The 13,405-nt window shown below is 72.0% G+C and carries 15 protein-coding genes; 8 read left to right on the top strand and 7 right to left on the bottom strand.

Annotation, left to right across the window (positions count from 1 at the left end; translation table 11 throughout):
* Positions 1-12 precede the first annotated feature (12 nt).
* The 4 genes from AC07FA_RS04645 to AC07FA_RS04630 are packed head-to-tail and all read left to right on the top strand — an operon-like array spanning position 13 to position 3,414.
* Complete coding sequence (locus tag AC07FA_RS04645) at positions 13-762, top strand: enoyl-CoA hydratase family protein (RefSeq protein WP_479073202.1); 750 nt, start codon at positions 13-15, stop codon at positions 760-762.
* Positions 763-773: 11 nt separating this feature from the next.
* Positions 774-1,628 carry a CoA transferase subunit A gene (locus tag AC07FA_RS04640; protein ID WP_479073439.1) on the top strand — a complete coding sequence of 285 codons (855 nt, stop codon included), beginning with the start codon at positions 774-776 and terminating at the stop codon, positions 1,626-1,628.
* Positions 1,628-2,365 carry a CoA-transferase subunit beta gene (locus tag AC07FA_RS04635; RefSeq protein ID WP_479073201.1) on the top strand — a complete coding sequence of 246 codons (738 nt, stop codon included), beginning with the start codon at positions 1,628-1,630 and terminating at the stop codon, positions 2,363-2,365. The genes AC07FA_RS04640 and AC07FA_RS04635 overlap by 1 nt, the downstream gene beginning before the upstream one ends.
* Entirely contained in the window at positions 2,365-3,414 is a 1,050-nt protein-coding gene (locus AC07FA_RS04630; protein ID WP_479073200.1) for an NAD(P)H-dependent flavin oxidoreductase, read from the top strand. Before AC07FA_RS04635 ends, AC07FA_RS04630 begins: the two co-directional genes overlap by 1 nt.
* A 162-nt stretch (positions 3,415-3,576) precedes the next feature.
* On the opposite strand, the gene AC07FA_RS04625 is transcribed toward AC07FA_RS04630, so the two are convergent.
* The 5 genes from AC07FA_RS04625 to AC07FA_RS04605 all read right to left on the bottom strand — a co-directional run bounded on the left by AC07FA_RS04625 (position 3,577) and on the right by AC07FA_RS04605 (position 8,521).
* Positions 3,577-5,229, bottom strand: a complete 1,653-nt coding sequence (locus tag AC07FA_RS04625) for a DEAD/DEAH box helicase (RefSeq protein WP_479073199.1) — start codon at positions 5,227-5,229, stop codon at positions 3,577-3,579.
* Positions 5,230-5,410: 181 nt separating this feature from the next.
* Positions 5,411-5,614, bottom strand: coding sequence for a cold-shock protein (locus tag AC07FA_RS04620; protein ID WP_015607926.1), 204 nt, complete (start codon positions 5,612-5,614; stop codon positions 5,411-5,413).
* A gap of 230 nt (positions 5,615-5,844) precedes the next feature.
* Complete coding sequence (locus AC07FA_RS04615; protein ID WP_479073198.1) at positions 5,845-7,002, bottom strand: acetyl-CoA C-acetyltransferase; 1,158 nt, start codon at positions 7,000-7,002, stop codon at positions 5,845-5,847.
* A gap of 28 nt (positions 7,003-7,030) precedes the next feature.
* The gene (locus AC07FA_RS04610; RefSeq protein WP_479073197.1) at positions 7,031-7,642 is read right to left on the bottom strand and encodes a TetR/AcrR family transcriptional regulator; all 612 of its coding nucleotides are present in this window, start codon (positions 7,640-7,642) and stop codon (positions 7,031-7,033) included.
* 30 nt (positions 7,643-7,672) lie between these two features.
* Positions 7,673-8,521 (bottom strand): SDR family oxidoreductase, encoded by an 849-nt coding sequence (locus AC07FA_RS04605; RefSeq protein WP_479073196.1) that lies wholly within the window; start codon positions 8,519-8,521, stop codon positions 7,673-7,675.
* A gap of 45 nt (positions 8,522-8,566) precedes the next feature.
* On the opposite strand from AC07FA_RS04605, the gene AC07FA_RS04600 reads away from it, so the two are divergent.
* Together AC07FA_RS04600 and AC07FA_RS04595 are read left to right on the top strand one after the other, a co-directional pair.
* A complete protein-coding gene (locus AC07FA_RS04600; protein ID WP_479073195.1) occupies positions 8,567-9,712 on the top strand; it encodes an acyl-CoA dehydrogenase family protein in 1,146 nt (381 codons plus the stop codon).
* On the top strand, positions 9,712-10,692 hold the full coding sequence (locus AC07FA_RS04595; protein ID WP_479073194.1) for an acyl-CoA dehydrogenase family protein: 981 nt from the start codon (positions 9,712-9,714) through the stop codon (positions 10,690-10,692). Before AC07FA_RS04600 ends, AC07FA_RS04595 begins: the two co-directional genes overlap by 1 nt.
* 25 nt (positions 10,693-10,717) lie before the next feature.
* Here the strand turns inward: AC07FA_RS04595 and AC07FA_RS04590 are convergent, their stop codons facing one another.
* A complete protein-coding gene (locus AC07FA_RS04590; RefSeq protein ID WP_479073193.1) occupies positions 10,718-11,215 on the bottom strand; it encodes a pyridoxamine 5'-phosphate oxidase family protein in 498 nt (165 codons plus the stop codon).
* Between the two features lie 155 nt (positions 11,216-11,370).
* Between AC07FA_RS04590 and AC07FA_RS04585 the strand changes: the two genes are divergently transcribed.
* Positions 11,371-11,658, top strand: a complete 288-nt coding sequence (locus AC07FA_RS04585) for a hypothetical protein (RefSeq protein WP_479073192.1) — start codon at positions 11,371-11,373, stop codon at positions 11,656-11,658.
* Here AC07FA_RS04585 and AC07FA_RS04580 read toward each other — a convergent pair.
* Entirely contained in the window at positions 11,637-12,248 is a 612-nt protein-coding gene (locus tag AC07FA_RS04580; protein WP_479073191.1) for a HutD/Ves family protein, read from the bottom strand. The two genes, AC07FA_RS04585 and AC07FA_RS04580, sit on opposite strands and share 22 nt — an antisense overlap.
* Before the next feature lie 148 nt (positions 12,249-12,396).
* On the opposite strand from AC07FA_RS04580, the gene AC07FA_RS04575 reads away from it, so the two are divergent.
* Complete coding sequence (locus AC07FA_RS04575; RefSeq protein ID WP_479073190.1) at positions 12,397-13,311, top strand: rhomboid family intramembrane serine protease; 915 nt, start codon at positions 12,397-12,399, stop codon at positions 13,309-13,311.
* Positions 13,312-13,405 lie beyond the last annotated feature (94 nt).

The following is a 13,405-nucleotide window of genomic DNA, read 5'->3' as shown; positions in this document are numbered from 1 at the left end:
GCTGATCCGCCCATGGGTGTCTCCACCTCACGCCCCACCGAAGCCGTTTCCGTCGTCACCGTCGACTACCCGCCCGTCAACGCCCTGCCCGTGCGGGGCTGGTACGCCCTGGCCGACGCGGTCCGCGGGGAGGGCCGCGACCCCGAGGTCCACTGCGTCGTCCTGGCCGCCGCCGGGCGCGGCTTCAACGCGGGCGTCGACATCAAGGAGATGCAGGCCGATACGGGACACGGCGCCCTCGTCGGTGCCAACCGCGGCTGCTTCGAGGCCTTCGCGGCCGTGTACGAGTGCGAGGTCCCGGTCGTCGCCGCGGTGAACGGCTTCTGCCTGGGCGGCGGCATCGGCCTCGTCGGCAACGCCGACGCGATCGTGGCGAGCGACGACGCCACGTTCGGCCTGCCCGAACTGGACCGCGGCGCACTCGGCGCCGCCACCCATCTCGCCCGCCTGGTCCCGCAGCACCTGATGCGCACGCTGTACTACACCTCGCGCACCGCGACCGCCGCCGAACTGCACGCCCACGGCTCGGTCTGGAGGGTCGTGCCCGCCGCCGAACTGATGCGCACGGCAGTGGAGCTGGCGGTGGAGATCGCCCGCAAGGACGGGGATCTGATCCGGCTGGCCAAGGCCGCGATCAACGGGATCGACCCGGTGGACGTGCACCGCAGCTACCGCTTCGAGCAGGGCTTCACCTTCGAGGCCAACCTCAGCGGCATCGCCGACCGCGTCCGTGACACCTTCGGCAAGGAGGCCCGCCCGTGACCGACAAGACCATGACCCCCGAGGAAGCCGTCGCCCGGCTCGACAGCGGCATGACCATCGGCATCGGCGGCTGGGGTTCGCGCCGCAAGCCGATGGCGCTGGTACGGGCCCTGCTCCGCTCCCCCGTCACCGATCTGACCGTGGTCGCGTACGGCGGCCCCGACGTCGGGCTGCTCGCCGCCGCCGGAAAGATCCGCAAGCTGGTGGCGGCCTTCGTCACGCTCGACTCGATCCCCCTCGAACCGCACTTCCGGGCCGCCCGCGAGCGCGGCGCCTTCGAACTGATGGAGATCGACGAGGCGATGTTCATGTGGGGGCTGCACGCCGCCGCCAACCGGCTGCCGTTCCTCCCCGTGCGGGCGGGCCTCGGTTCCGACGTGATGCGGGTCAACCCCGGGCTGCGGACGGTCACTTCGCCGTACGAGGACGGCGAGGAGCTGGTGGCGGTGCCCGCCCTGCGGATGGACGCCGCACTGGTGCACGTGAACCGTGCGGACCGGCTGGGCAACGGCCAGTACCTGGGCCCCGATCCGTACTTCGACGACCTGTTCTGCGAGGCCGCCGACGCCGCGTACGTCTCCTGCGAACGGCTCGTGGAGACCGCCGAACTGACCGCGGACGCCGCCCCGCAGACCCTCCTGATCAGTCGGCACACCGTCACCGGCGTCATCGAGACCCCGAACGGGGCGCACTTCACCTCCTGCGCCCCGGACCACCCCCGCGACGAGCCGTTCCAGAAGGCGTATGCCACCGCCGCCGCGGACCCCGGCGCCTGGGCGGCGTTCGCCGAGCGTTTCCTGCCCGCGCACGGCACCGAGAAGGGCTACCAATCGGCGGTCCTGACCTGGCACGAGGAGCAACGGTGATGAGGCGGACCGCCACCCGGGCCGAGTACTGCGTGATCGCGTGCGCCGAGGCCTGGCGCGACAACGGCGAAGTGCTCGCCAGCCCCATGGGTCTGATCCCCTCCGTCGGCGCCCGCCTCGCCAGGCGGACCTTCTCCCCCGGGCTCCTGCTCACCGACGGCGAGGCTCTGATCGTCGGCCCGGACGGCACCGCGGAGGGCTGGCTGCCGTACCGCCGGCACCTCACCCTGGTCACCGGCGGCCGGCGTCACGTGATGATGGGCGCGAGCCAGATCGACCGGTTCGGCAACCAGAACATCTCCTGCGTCGGCGACTGGGACCGGCCCGACCGCCAGCTCCTCGGGGTCCGTGGCGCACCGGTCAACACCCTGAACAATCCGGTGAGTTACTGGGTTCCCAGGCACTCCCCCCGGGTCTTCGTCGAGCGTGTCGACATGATCTGCGGCGTGGGGTACGACAGTGCGGCCGCGGCCGGCCCTTCGGCGGCCCGCTACCACCGCATCCCGCGTGTCGTCACCGATCTGGGGGTCTTCGACTTCGCGACCCCCGACCACTCCATGCGGCTGGCGTCGCTGCATCCGGGGGTCACCGTGGAACGGGTCCGCGAGGCCACCGGGTTCGCGCTGACGATCGCGGACGACGTCCCGGACACCCGCGACCCCACCGCCGAGGAACTCGGCCTGATCCGCGAGGTCATCGACCCCGCCGGCACCCGCGACCGCGAGGTCGGGGCCTGATGCGCACCCCGCTCACCGATCTCGTCGGGGTCCGGCACCCGGTCGTGCAGACGGGCATGGGCTGGGTCGCCGGCCCCCGGCTGGTCTCCGCCACCGCCGAGGCGGGCGCACTCGGCATCCTGGGCTCCGCGACGATGACCCCGGAGCAGCTGCGCGCGGCGGTACGGGAGGTCGCCTCCCGTACGAACGCGCCGTTCGGGGTGAATCTGCGGGCGGACGCGGGTGACGCGCGCGAGCGGGTGCGGGTCATCGTCGACGAGGGCGTGAAGGTGGCGTCGTTCGCCCTGGCCCCGTCGAAGGACCTGATCGCGGAACTGAAGGACGCGGGTGTGGTCGTCATCCCGTCGGTCGGCGCCAGGCGCCATGCCGAGAAGGTCGCCGCGTGGGGCGCGGACGCGGTGATCGTGCAGGGCGGCGAGGGTGGCGGCCACACGGGGGAGGTGGCAACGACGGTCCTGCTGCCGCAGGTCGTCGACGCGGTGGACATCCCGGTGATCGCGGCGGGCGGATTCCATGACGGCCGGGGTCTGGTCGCGGCGCTGGCCTACGGGGCGGCGGGTATCGCGATGGGTACGCGGTTCCTGCTGACGTCCGACTCGACGGTCCCGGACGCGGTCAAGGCCCGATATCTGGCGGCGGGCGTCAAGGACATCACGGTGACACGGGCCGTGGACGGGCTGCCGCACCGGATGCTGCGTACGGAGATGGTGGCCGCGCTGGAGGGTGCGGGCCGGGTGAGGGCCCTGGCGACGGCGGCGCGCAGAGCGTCCGGATTCCGGCGGCTGTCGGGGCTGAGTTGGCGCCGGATGCTGCGGGACGGTCTCGCGATGAAACACGGCAAAGACCTGTCGTGGGCCCAGCTCCTGCTGGCGGCCAACACCCCCATGCTGCTCAAGGCCGCGATGGTCGACGGCCGAACGGATCTCGGGGTGATGGCATCGGGCCAGGTCGCGGGGGTGATCGAGGACCTGCCGAGCGTGGCGGACCTGCTGGACCGACTGATGGAGGAAGCCGGCCGCGCGCTTGGGTCCTTGCCGCGGGGGCAGTGAGCCGGGCCGTCCGGCTGCCGCTCGGTCCTCGCTCGCCGGACGGGCTCGGTCGTGCCGCGCGTCCGCCCCCACACACGCCTTCGCCGGACGGGCTTGTATCCAAGCCCGTCCGGCGAGTGAGGACGGAACGATGACCGGGTGACCGGTCAGCGCGTCTTCGCGTTACGCCGCCCGGCGGCCACGTGACGCGGCGCCGCCGCGGCCAGCGCCGGAACGGGCTGCCCCGGTGCCCCGGGACTCACCGCCGCCACGGCCCGCGCCCGCGCCACCACGCACGGCACCGGCACCCGCACCCGCACCGCCCGAACGTCCCTCGCCACCGGCGCCACCGGCGCCCCCGCGGCGGCCACGGCCCCGGCTGCCCGAGCGGAAGCCGCCGGACGTCGCGCCCGCGGCACCCCCCGGCCGCGTACGCGGCTTCGGCTGGGTCGGCTGCGGGACCTCGACGACGATCGCGATACCGGAGGGCTCGCGGGCCCCCGTGATCCGGGTCAGTTCCTCGTCGCTCGACTTGATGCGGGTGGTATGCGGCGCGATGCCCGCGTCCTGCATCAGCCGGGTCATCTCGCGCTTCTCCTCCGGCAGCACCAGCGTGACGACGCTGCCGGACTCCCCGGCACGCGCCGTGCGCCCGCCACGGTGGAGGTAGTCCTTGTGGTCGGTGGGCGGGTCCACGTTGACGACCAGGTCGAGGTCGTCGACATGGATGCCACGGGCCGCCACATTGGTCGCGACGAGCGCGGTGACCTGGCCGGTCTTGAACTGGTCCAGGGTCCGGTTGCGCTGCGGCTGCGACCGGCCGCCGTGCAGGGCGGCAGCCCGTACACCGCTGGCGAGCAGCCGCTTGGCGAAGCGGTCGGCGGCACGCTTGGTGTCGACGAACATGATCACGCGGCCCTCACGGGCGGCGATCTTGACGGCGACGGCCTTCTTGTCGGTCTCGTCCATGACATGCAGCACGTGGTGCTCCATGGTGGTGACCGCACCGGCGGACGGGTCGACGGAGTGCACGACCGGGTCGGTCAGGAACATCTTGACCAGGCGGTCGATGTTCTTGTCCAGGGTCGCGGAGAACAGCATCCGCTGTCCGTCCGGCTCGACCTGCTTGAGCAGCGCGACGACCTGCGGCATGAAGCCCATGTCGGCCATCTGGTCGGCCTCGTCGAGGACGGTGATCGCGACCTCGTCGAGCCGGCAGTCACCGCGCTCGATGAGGTCCTTCAGCCGGCCCGGCGTGGCGACGAGCACCTCGGCGCCGCGGCGCAGCGTGCCGGACTGCTTGCTGATCGACATGCCGCCGACGACGGTGGCGAGCCGCAGGTTCACGGAGGTCGCGTACGGCGTGAGGGCGTCGGTGACCTGCTGCGCGAGCTCACGGGTCGGGACGAGGACGAGCGCCAGCGGGGCGCGCGGCTCGGAGCGGCGGCCGGCGGTGCGGGCCAGCAGGGCCAGACCGAAGGCGAGCGTCTTGCCGGAGCCGGTGCGGCCGCGGCCGAGGATGTCCCGGCCTGCCAGCGAGTTCGGCAGGGTGGCGCCCTGGATGGGGAAGGGCTCGGTGACGCCCTGTGCGGTGAGCGTCTTGAGCAGTGCTGCGGGCATGTCCAGCTCGGCGAACGCCTCGACGGCGGGCAGGGCGGGGGTCATGGTCTCCGGCAGGGCGAACTCGCCCTGGGGAGACGTGGCACGGCGCCTGGCCGGTGCCTTGCCGGCGCCCCGGCCGGATGCCTTGGCGGTTGCCTGTGCCTGGGCCGGGCCACGTCCCCTGGTCGGTCGGGTGCGGGTGGCCGGTCGGTCCTGGCGTTCGGAGCGGGTCATACGGAATTGCCCTCCTGGGGGATTCCTGGGTTACTGCGGACTTGGGTTACTGCTACTGCTTGGTGGACTGCTTGATGTGCGCCCCAGGATGCAGCACAAAGCGGGATGTCCCGGAGACAGCACAAACCGGGGCCCGCACCTTCACGGTGCGGGCCCCGGCTGCGAGGTACGCGTCCGGCGATTAGGCCGGGACGATGTTCTCCGCCTGCGGGCCCTTCTGGCCCTGCGTGACGTCGAAGGAGACCTTCTGGCCCTCCTGGAGCTCACGGAAGCCCTGGGTGGCGATGTTGGAGTAGTGGGCGAAGACGTCGGCGCCGCCGCCGTCCTGCTCGATGAAGCCGAAGCCCTTTTCCGAGTTGAACCACTTCACGGTTCCAGTAGCCATGTCGATCTCCTAAAAGAGGTGCAGTGCCGGAAATCCGCACTTTACGAATTCCAAGTCGCCGCATTGAGCCCCACCCGGAGAAAGCCGGAAAACAATAAAGCGCCTGATGGAAGCATTCCCGTCAGGCGCACATAAAGTTCATGGGTACCAAAACTGCAACTGGACCACCGTAGCACGTCCTCTCGTCCGGCGGTGGATCACGCCACGCCGCCGGACGAGAATCTTCGCTGTCAGAGCCGTTCGATGATGGTGACGTTGGCCTGGCCGCCGCCCTCGCACATGGCCTGGAGGCCGTAACGGCCGCCCGTGCGCTCCAGTTCGTGCAGGAGGGTCGTCATCAGCTTGGCGCCGGTCGCCCCGAGCGGGTGACCGAGCGCGATCGCGCCGCCGTTGACGTTGACGCGCTCCGGGTCCGCCCCGGTCTCCTTGAGCCAGGCCAGTACGACGGGCGCGAACGCCTCGTTGATCTCGATCAGGTCCAGGTCGCCGATGCTCATTCCGGCCTTCTTCAGCGCGTACGCGGTGGCGGGGATCGGCGCCGAGAGCATCCGGATCGGGTCCTCGGCCCGCACCGAGAGGTGGTGGACGCGGGCGCGCGGGGTGAGGCCGTGGTCCGCGACGGCCCGCTCGGAGGCGATGAGCAGCGCGGCGGCGCCGTCGGAGACCTGGGAGGAGCAGGCGGCGGTGATCGTGCCGCCGTCCAGGACCGGCTTCAGTCCGGCCATCTTCTCCAGGGTGGTGTCGCGGCGCGGGCCCTCGTCCGCGGCGACGTCTCCGTACGCCACCGTCTCGCGGGCGAAGCGGCCCTCGTCGATGGCGCGGACCGCCCGCAGGTGGGAGGTGAGCGCGAACTCCTCCATGTCACGGCGGCTGATGTTCCACTTCTCGGCGATCAGCTGGGCGCCGTGGAACTGGTTGACCGGCTGGTCGCCGTACCGGGCGCGCCAGCCCTCGCTGCCCGCGTACGGGCCCTGGGTGAGGCCGAGCGGTTCGGCGGCCCTGCGTGAGGCGTAGGCGATCGGGATCTGTGTCATGTTCTGCGTGCCGCCCGCGACGACCAGGTCCTGGGTGCCGGAGAGAACCCCCTGGGCGGCGAAGTGCACGGCCTGCTGGGAGGAGCCGCACTGGCGGTCGATGGTGACGCCGGGAACCTCTTCCGGCAGGCCCGCGGCGAGCCAGCAGGTGCGGGCGATGTCCCCGGCCTGGGGTCCGACCGTGTCGAGGCAGCCGAAGACGACGTCCTCGACGGCGGCCGGGTCGATGCCGCTGCGTGCGACGAGTGCCTTGAGGACGTGTGCGCCGAGGTCGGCGGGGTGGACGGCGCCGAGACCTCCACCGCGTCTGCCGACAGGGGTGCGTACCGCTTCGACGATGTATGCCTCGGCCATCACTGCCGCTCCTCGGGTCTCGGGTGGGTCAGGTGCGCAGGGCGATGCCGTCCAGCACCATCGAGAGGTACTGGCGGGCGATCTCCTCGGGACTGTGCTGTCCGCCGGGCCGGTACCAGGAGGCCGCGACCCAGACGGTGTCGCGGACGAAGCGGTAGGTGAGCCGGACGTCCAGGTCGGCGCGGAAGACACGGTCGGCGACGCCGCGCTCCAGCGTGCCGAGCCAGGCCTTCTCGAACTTCTGCTGCGAGTCGGCGAGGTAGCCGAAGCGCGGCTGGGTGGAGAGGTGCTTGGACTCCTTCTGGTAGATGGCGACGGCGGCGCGGTGCCGGTCGATCTCGCGGAAGGACTCGGTGACGAGGGCCTCGATGGTCTCCCTGGGGCCGAGCCCGGCGCCGAGCACCGCGTCGTAGCCCTCCCAGAGCTCGTCGAGGAAGGTGGAGAGGATCTCGTCGACCATCGATTCCTTGGAATCGAAGTGGTAGTAGAGGCTGCCCGCGAGCATCCCCGCCTCGTCCGCGATCCTGCGGACCGTGGTGGCGTTGTATCCCTGTGCGGCGAAGACTTCGGCGGCGGTGGCGAGCAGTTCACGGCGCCGCGCGGGCGAGGGGGTCACCTGGGGCTTCTTCTTGGTAGGCACCCGCCCATTGTCCGCCCGGTCCGTACCGCGTCAGGCATGCTGGCTGCTGACGGAGACGACCTCGCCGGTCATGTACGAGGAGTAGCCGCTCGCCAGGAAGACGATGACGTTGGCGATCTCCCAGGGTTCGGCGTGCCGGCCGAAGGCCTCCTTCGTGGTGAGCTCGGCCAGCAGTTCCGCGGAGGTGACCTTGGCCAGGTGCGGGTGCATGGCGAGGCTGGGGGCGACGGCGTTGACGCGGACGCCGTACGCGGCCGCCTCGACGGCCGCGCAGCGGGTGAGCGCCATGACACCGGCCTTGGCGGCGGCGTAGTGGGCCTGGCCGGTCTGGGCGCGCCAGCCGGTCACGGAGGCGTTGTTGACGAGGACGCCGCCGCGGCCCGACGCCCTGAGGGAGCGCAGGGCGGCCCGGGTGCAGCGGAAGGTGCCGTTCAGGGTGACGTCGAGGACGGTGGACCACTGGTCGTCGGTCATCTCGGTGAGTTCGGCGGTGCCGCCGAGTCCCGCGTTGTTGACGACGATGTCGAGGCCGCCGTGGGTGTGTTCGGCGTGTGCGAAGAGGGCCTGGACCTGGGCCTCGTCGGTGACGTCGCAGGGCAGTGAGGTGACGCGGCCGGGGCCGAACTCCTCGGCGAGGGTCCGCTCGGTCTCCTTGAGGCGGCGGGCGTGGGCGTCACCGATGACGACCCGGGCGCCCTCCTCCAGGAATCTGCGGGCGGTGGCGCCGCCGATTCCGGCTCCGGCGGCCGCGGTGACGACGGCCGTGCGCCCGGCCAGCAGCCGGTGCCCGGACACAGGCGGCGGTGGGCCCGCATCCGCGCCATACCGGTGCGTGCCGTCCGCTGCGTCCCCGGTTCCCGCTTCCTCGACGGTGCTCATGACCGTACGTTAATCTACCAAACACTTGTTAGGGAAGGATGGCCGATGGATCTGTCGCACACCGCCGCGGAGAACGCCTTCCGCGCCGAGGCCCGGGAGTGGCTGCGGGACCGGGTCCCGGCCCGCCCCCTGCCCTCCCTGGAGACCGCCGAGGGCTTCGCGGCCCACCGGGAGTGGGAGGCACGGCTGTACGCGGACCGCTGGTCGGTCGTGTCCTGGCCCGAGGAGTACGGCGGACGGGGCGCCGACATCTTCGGGTGGCTGGCCTTCGAGGAGGAGTACTACGCGGCGGGCGCCCCCGGCCGGGTCTCGCAGAACGGCATCAGCCTCCTCGCCCCGACGCTCTTCGACCACGCCACGGCCGAGCAACGTGCACGGATCCTGCCGCCGATGGCGAGCGGGGAGGTGATCTGGGCGCAGGCGTGGTCGGAACCGGAATCCGGGTCCGACCTCGCCTCACTGCGCTCGCGCGCGGTGCGCACGGACGGCGGCTGGCTGCTGTCGGGCCAGAAGACCTGGTCCTCGCGGGCCGCGTTCGCCGACCGCGCCTTCGGGATCTTCCGTACGGACCCCGAGGCCGCGAAGCCGCATCACGGGCTGACGTATCTGATGTTCGGCCTGTCGGCGCCGGGCGTCACGGTGCGGCCGGTGGGGCGGCTGGACGGCAAGCCCGCGTTCGCCGAACTCTTCCTGGACGAGGTGTTCGTACCGGACGAGGACGTCATCGGAGAGCCGGGCCAGGGCTGGCGGATCGCCATGTCGGCGACGGGCGACGAGCGGGGGCTGACCCTGCGCTCCCCCGGCCGCTTCCTGGCCGCGGCGGACCGGCTCGCGGCGCTGTGGCGTACGCACGGCGACCCCTCGGACGGCGCACTGCGGGACCGGTTCGCGGACGCGGTGGTGGGGGCGCGGGCGTACCAGCTGTTCACGTACGGGCACGCCTCGCGCTTCGCGGCGGGCGCCTCGATCGGCGCGGAGTCGAGCCTGAACAAGGTGTTCTGGTCGGAGTACGACCTCGCGCTCCACGAGACCGCGCTCGACCTGCTGGGCCCGGAAGCGGAACGCGCGGACGGCGAGTGGGCGCAGGGGTACGTCTTCGCTCTCGCCGGCCCCATCTACGCCGGCACCAACGAGATCCAGCGGGACATCATCGCCGAGCGGCTGCTCGGCCTGCCGAAGGGGCGCCGCTGATGCGATTCCTGCTGGACGAGGAGCAACGGCAGTTCGCCCGGTCACTGGACGCGATGCTCGGCGCCGCCGGCACGCCCGCGGTGGTGCGGGCGTGGGGGTCCGGTGAGCACGGGCCCGGGCTCGCTCTGTGGTCGCGGCTGGCGGGCGCGGGGGTGTTCGCGCTCGCGGTCCCGGAGCCGTACGAGGGGGTGGGGCCGCTTCCGGTGGAACTCGCCGTCGCCTTCGTGGAGCTGGGGCGGTACGCGGTGCCCGGGCCGGTGGTCGAGACGGTCGCCGCATCGGTGCTGCTGAGCGTGGTGGGCGGTCCCGCGGCGAAGGGGTGGCTGCCCCGGCTGGCGTGCGGCACGGCGTCGGCGACCTTGCGCATGGACGGGCCGTACGCGCTGGACGCGGATGTGGCGGACGCCGTGTTCACGGTGTCCGGGCAGGACCTGTGGCTCGCGTCGGGGCCGGGCGCGTTCTGTGCGTCGGCGGACCCCGCACGCCGGCTGTTCTCGCCGGACCACGGGGGGACGCTGCTCGCCCGTGGTGCGCATGTGGCGGAGGGGGCCTCGGTGGCGGCCGACTGGGCGGCGTTCGCGACCGCGGCTCAGGCGCTGGGCGTCGGGGAGTCGCTGCTGCGGTCCACGGTGGAGTACGTGAAGCGGCGGACCCAGTTCGGTGCGGCCATCGGGTCCTTCCAGGCGGTCAAGCACCGGCTGGCCGACGCTCTGTTGGGGCTGGAGTTCGCCCGGCCGCTGCTGTTCGGGGCGGCGGTGTCGCTGGCGCGGGGAGCGGCCGGGGCGGGGGCGGAGGTCGCGGCGGCCAAACTGGCGGCGGGCGAGGCCGCCTACGCCGCGGCCCGCACCGCGCTCCAGCTGCACGGTGCGGTGGGCTACACGCAGGAGCTGGACCTCGCGCTGTGGCTGCGGAAGGCGCGGCCGTTGCGGGACGCGTGGGGAACACCGGGGGCGTGCCGGGCCCGGGTGCTCGCGGGGTGAGCCGGCCGGGGACGGGACGAGGGCGTCAGGCCGCCGGGCTCTCGTCGTTGGTCCGGCGGATCGTGCGCAGCGGCCGGCCAGGGCGCCATACCTGGACGACCAGGGTGTCGCCGCCCTCCAGCCCCGTGTGCACCACCTCCGTCAGTTCCGTACGGAACAGGTGGAACGGCACCGGCGGGGCCGCGTCCTCGATGAAGCGCGCCAGCATCTGCGGATCGGTCACCTCGACCGCCCGGCCGGAGATCCGGACATCGCCGTCCGCCATCTCCGCCCCGGCTCCGGGGTTGGCCTGCACCGCGAACCTCGGGTCGCGCCGCAGATCCAGTGCCTTGCGTGAGTTCGGCATCATGCCGAGCAGCAGCTCGCCGAAGCGGAAGTCCACTTCGAGACCGGTGACCCTGGGCGAGCCGTCCTTGCGGAGGGTCGCCAGGACATGGTGCTTGTACAGCTGGAACCGCTTCTGCACGGTCTCGGCGAACGCCGGTTCCGCCGTCCTGAAATCTGCCCACGAACTCGATGTCATGAGACCAGGAAACCCGGGATACCCGACATCCTCTGTCCTGTTTCCCCGCGGGTCACCCGGGCGGATGCCTCCGCACGGCTGACGTGGTGTTCTGGAAGGGGTACGGCCGCCGTGCGGCGGAGGGGGGCCGGCCTCCGCGACCGAGGTGAATTCCTGTGGCGATCTTCATGAAGTCGGTACTGCCCGGCATCACCGCTGCCCAGTACGACGCACTCAACGCCGAACTCCAGGCGCTGCCCGGCGACACCTTCGCCGGCTGCCTCTCGCACACCTGTGTCGCGACGGACACCGGTCTGGAGATCTACGACCTCTGGGAGTCCCAGGAGGCCATGGACAGATTCGGCACGGTGATCATGCCCGTCGCCGAGCGGCTGGGACTGCCCCAGTCCCCCGAGCCGCCTGCCACCACCCCGGTGCACAACTACTGGGTGCCGGGGGCGTAGCGGGCCACAGGCCCGAGTGTCACCACCACCGCCGAGCCCATCGTGCGCAGGACGCCCGGGGACGCGCCGGTGGCCAGGACCGCGTCGTAGCGGCCCAGTTCGATGTCCGTGCCGTCGAGGACCGCGCCGTCGTCGAGCGCGAGGGCCAGCACCGCGCCACCGTCCGGCGGCGTCAGCCGGACGGTGCCCCGGACGACGGCGGTCGCCGCTTCCGTACGGCATCTGCGGTACATCACGTTGAGATTGACGACCGGGCCGCCGAGGAGGCTGCCGACGGTCTCCCGGTCGCCGGGGAAGTCGTACGGCCAGAACGGCTCGTCGACGATGTGGTGCTCACCGCCCACCATCAGGTCCATTCCCTCGCCCTCGACCACGGTCAGGGTGCGGTCGATCCCCGGGAACGCGGAGAACGGCCCGTCCGCGGCCACGTCCGCCAGGCTGATCCGCCAGTCGAAGGCGTCCGATCCGGCGTCCTCGGGCCATACGGCGATCTCCCGGGTGACTCCCCCGCCGTTCTTCCACGGCACCGGTGCGCGCCCGGCCGCCCTCAGCACGCGGGGCGTCGTCGGACGATGTCCTGAGCCGGTCATGACGGTCTCCGTTCTGCGGTCTGCCGGTTCCTGAGCGTAGGTCACCGGCGGGTACCCGGGCCCCCGGTCCTTCAGCACGTTCGCTATCTTGATCGCCGCCGTCCCCACCGGCCCCTTTCCTGTCAGTCGACCCATGAAGGAGCCGGCCATGGAGGCCGCCGCCACCCGGTGCTACCGCCACCCGTCGTACGAGACGTATGTGAGCTGCACCCGCTGCGACCGCTACATCTGCCCGGACTGCATGCGAGAGGCCGCGGTCGGCCACCACTGCGTGGACTGCGTGAAGGAGGGACAGCGCTCCGTCCGGCGGGCACGCAGGATCTTCGGTGGCACGGCGTCCACGGCGACGGCGCCCGTCGTGACGTACGCCCTGATGGCGCTGAACGTCCTCGCGTACATCGCGGAGGTGGCCGTGCCCTCGGCGGTGGACCGGTTCGCCGTCCTGGGTGCCGTACTGGTCGACGCCCAGGGCGAGCGGTACTACTACGAGGGCGGGGTCTTCGCCGGGTACGAGCTGAGCGGGATCGCGGACGGCGAGTGGTACCGGCTGCTGACCGGTGCCTTCCTGCATCTGCCGCCCGACGCCTCGTTCGGTGTGATGCACCTGGTCTTCAACATGCTCGCGCTCTGGAACCTGGGCCGGGCCGTCGAGGGGCAGCTGGGCCGGGCGCGGTATCTGGCGCTCTATCTGCTCTCCGCCCTGGGCGGCTCCGTGCTCGTCTACGTCGTCTCGCCGGATACGGCGACGGTGGGCGCCTCGGGCGCGATCTTCGGCCTTGCTGCCGCGTTCTACATCATCAGCCGCCGGCTCGGCCGGGACATGCGGGCGGTGAACCGCCTGCTGACCGGCCTGCTGCTCTGGCTGGTCGTCTCGGCCGCGTTCACCTCGTGGCAGGGGCACCTCGGCGGGCTGCTGACCGGCGGCCTGGTCACGTGGGCCCTCGCCTACGCGCCCGCCAGGTTCAAGACCACCCCGGCGCAGATCGGCGGGGGGCTGGTCCTGCTCTGTCTGCTCGCGATCGTCGTGGCGTCGAAGACCGCCTCGCTGACGGGCACCGCCTGACCACGCGTACGGCCCCGTCCCTGCCGGGGCGGGGCCGGAGGGGCGCCTGCCCCCGGACGCGCCACGGCGCCCACCAGAGTCCGGTCGGGGACAA

This window comes from Streptomyces sp. NPDC045968 (assembly GCF_056430475.1).
This window is presented reverse-complemented; position numbering and strand designations above follow the sequence as displayed.

Coding starts and splice junctions, on each gene's coding strand:
- AC07FA_RS04645 (WP_479073202.1), top strand. CDS start 13: ATGGGTGTCTCCACCTCACGCCCCACCGAAGCCGTTTCCGTCGTCACC.
- AC07FA_RS04640 (WP_479073439.1), top strand. CDS start 774: ATGACCCCCGAGGAAGCCGTCGCCCGGCTCGACAGCGGCATGACCATC.
- AC07FA_RS04635 (WP_479073201.1), top strand. CDS start 1,628: ATGAGGCGGACCGCCACCCGGGCCGAGTACTGCGTGATCGCGTGCGCC.
- AC07FA_RS04630 (WP_479073200.1), top strand. CDS start 2,365: ATGCGCACCCCGCTCACCGATCTCGTCGGGGTCCGGCACCCGGTCGTG.
- AC07FA_RS04625 (WP_479073199.1), bottom strand. CDS start 5,229: ATGACCCGCTCCGAACGCCAGGACCGACCGGCCACCCGCACCCGACCG.
- AC07FA_RS04620 (WP_015607926.1), bottom strand. CDS start 5,614: ATGGCTACTGGAACCGTGAAGTGGTTCAACTCGGAAAAGGGCTTCGGC.
- AC07FA_RS04615 (WP_479073198.1), bottom strand. CDS start 7,002: ATGGCCGAGGCATACATCGTCGAAGCGGTACGCACCCCTGTCGGCAGA.
- AC07FA_RS04605 (WP_479073196.1), bottom strand. CDS start 8,521: ATGAGCACCGTCGAGGAAGCGGGAACCGGGGACGCAGCGGACGGCACG.
- AC07FA_RS04600 (WP_479073195.1), top strand. CDS start 8,567: ATGGATCTGTCGCACACCGCCGCGGAGAACGCCTTCCGCGCCGAGGCC.
- AC07FA_RS04595 (WP_479073194.1), top strand. CDS start 9,712: ATGCGATTCCTGCTGGACGAGGAGCAACGGCAGTTCGCCCGGTCACTG.
- AC07FA_RS04590 (WP_479073193.1), bottom strand. CDS start 11,215: ATGACATCGAGTTCGTGGGCAGATTTCAGGACGGCGGAACCGGCGTTC.
- AC07FA_RS04580 (WP_479073191.1), bottom strand. CDS start 12,248: ATGACCGGCTCAGGACATCGTCCGACGACGCCCCGCGTGCTGAGGGCG.
- AC07FA_RS04575 (WP_479073190.1), top strand. CDS start 12,397: ATGGAGGCCGCCGCCACCCGGTGCTACCGCCACCCGTCGTACGAGACG.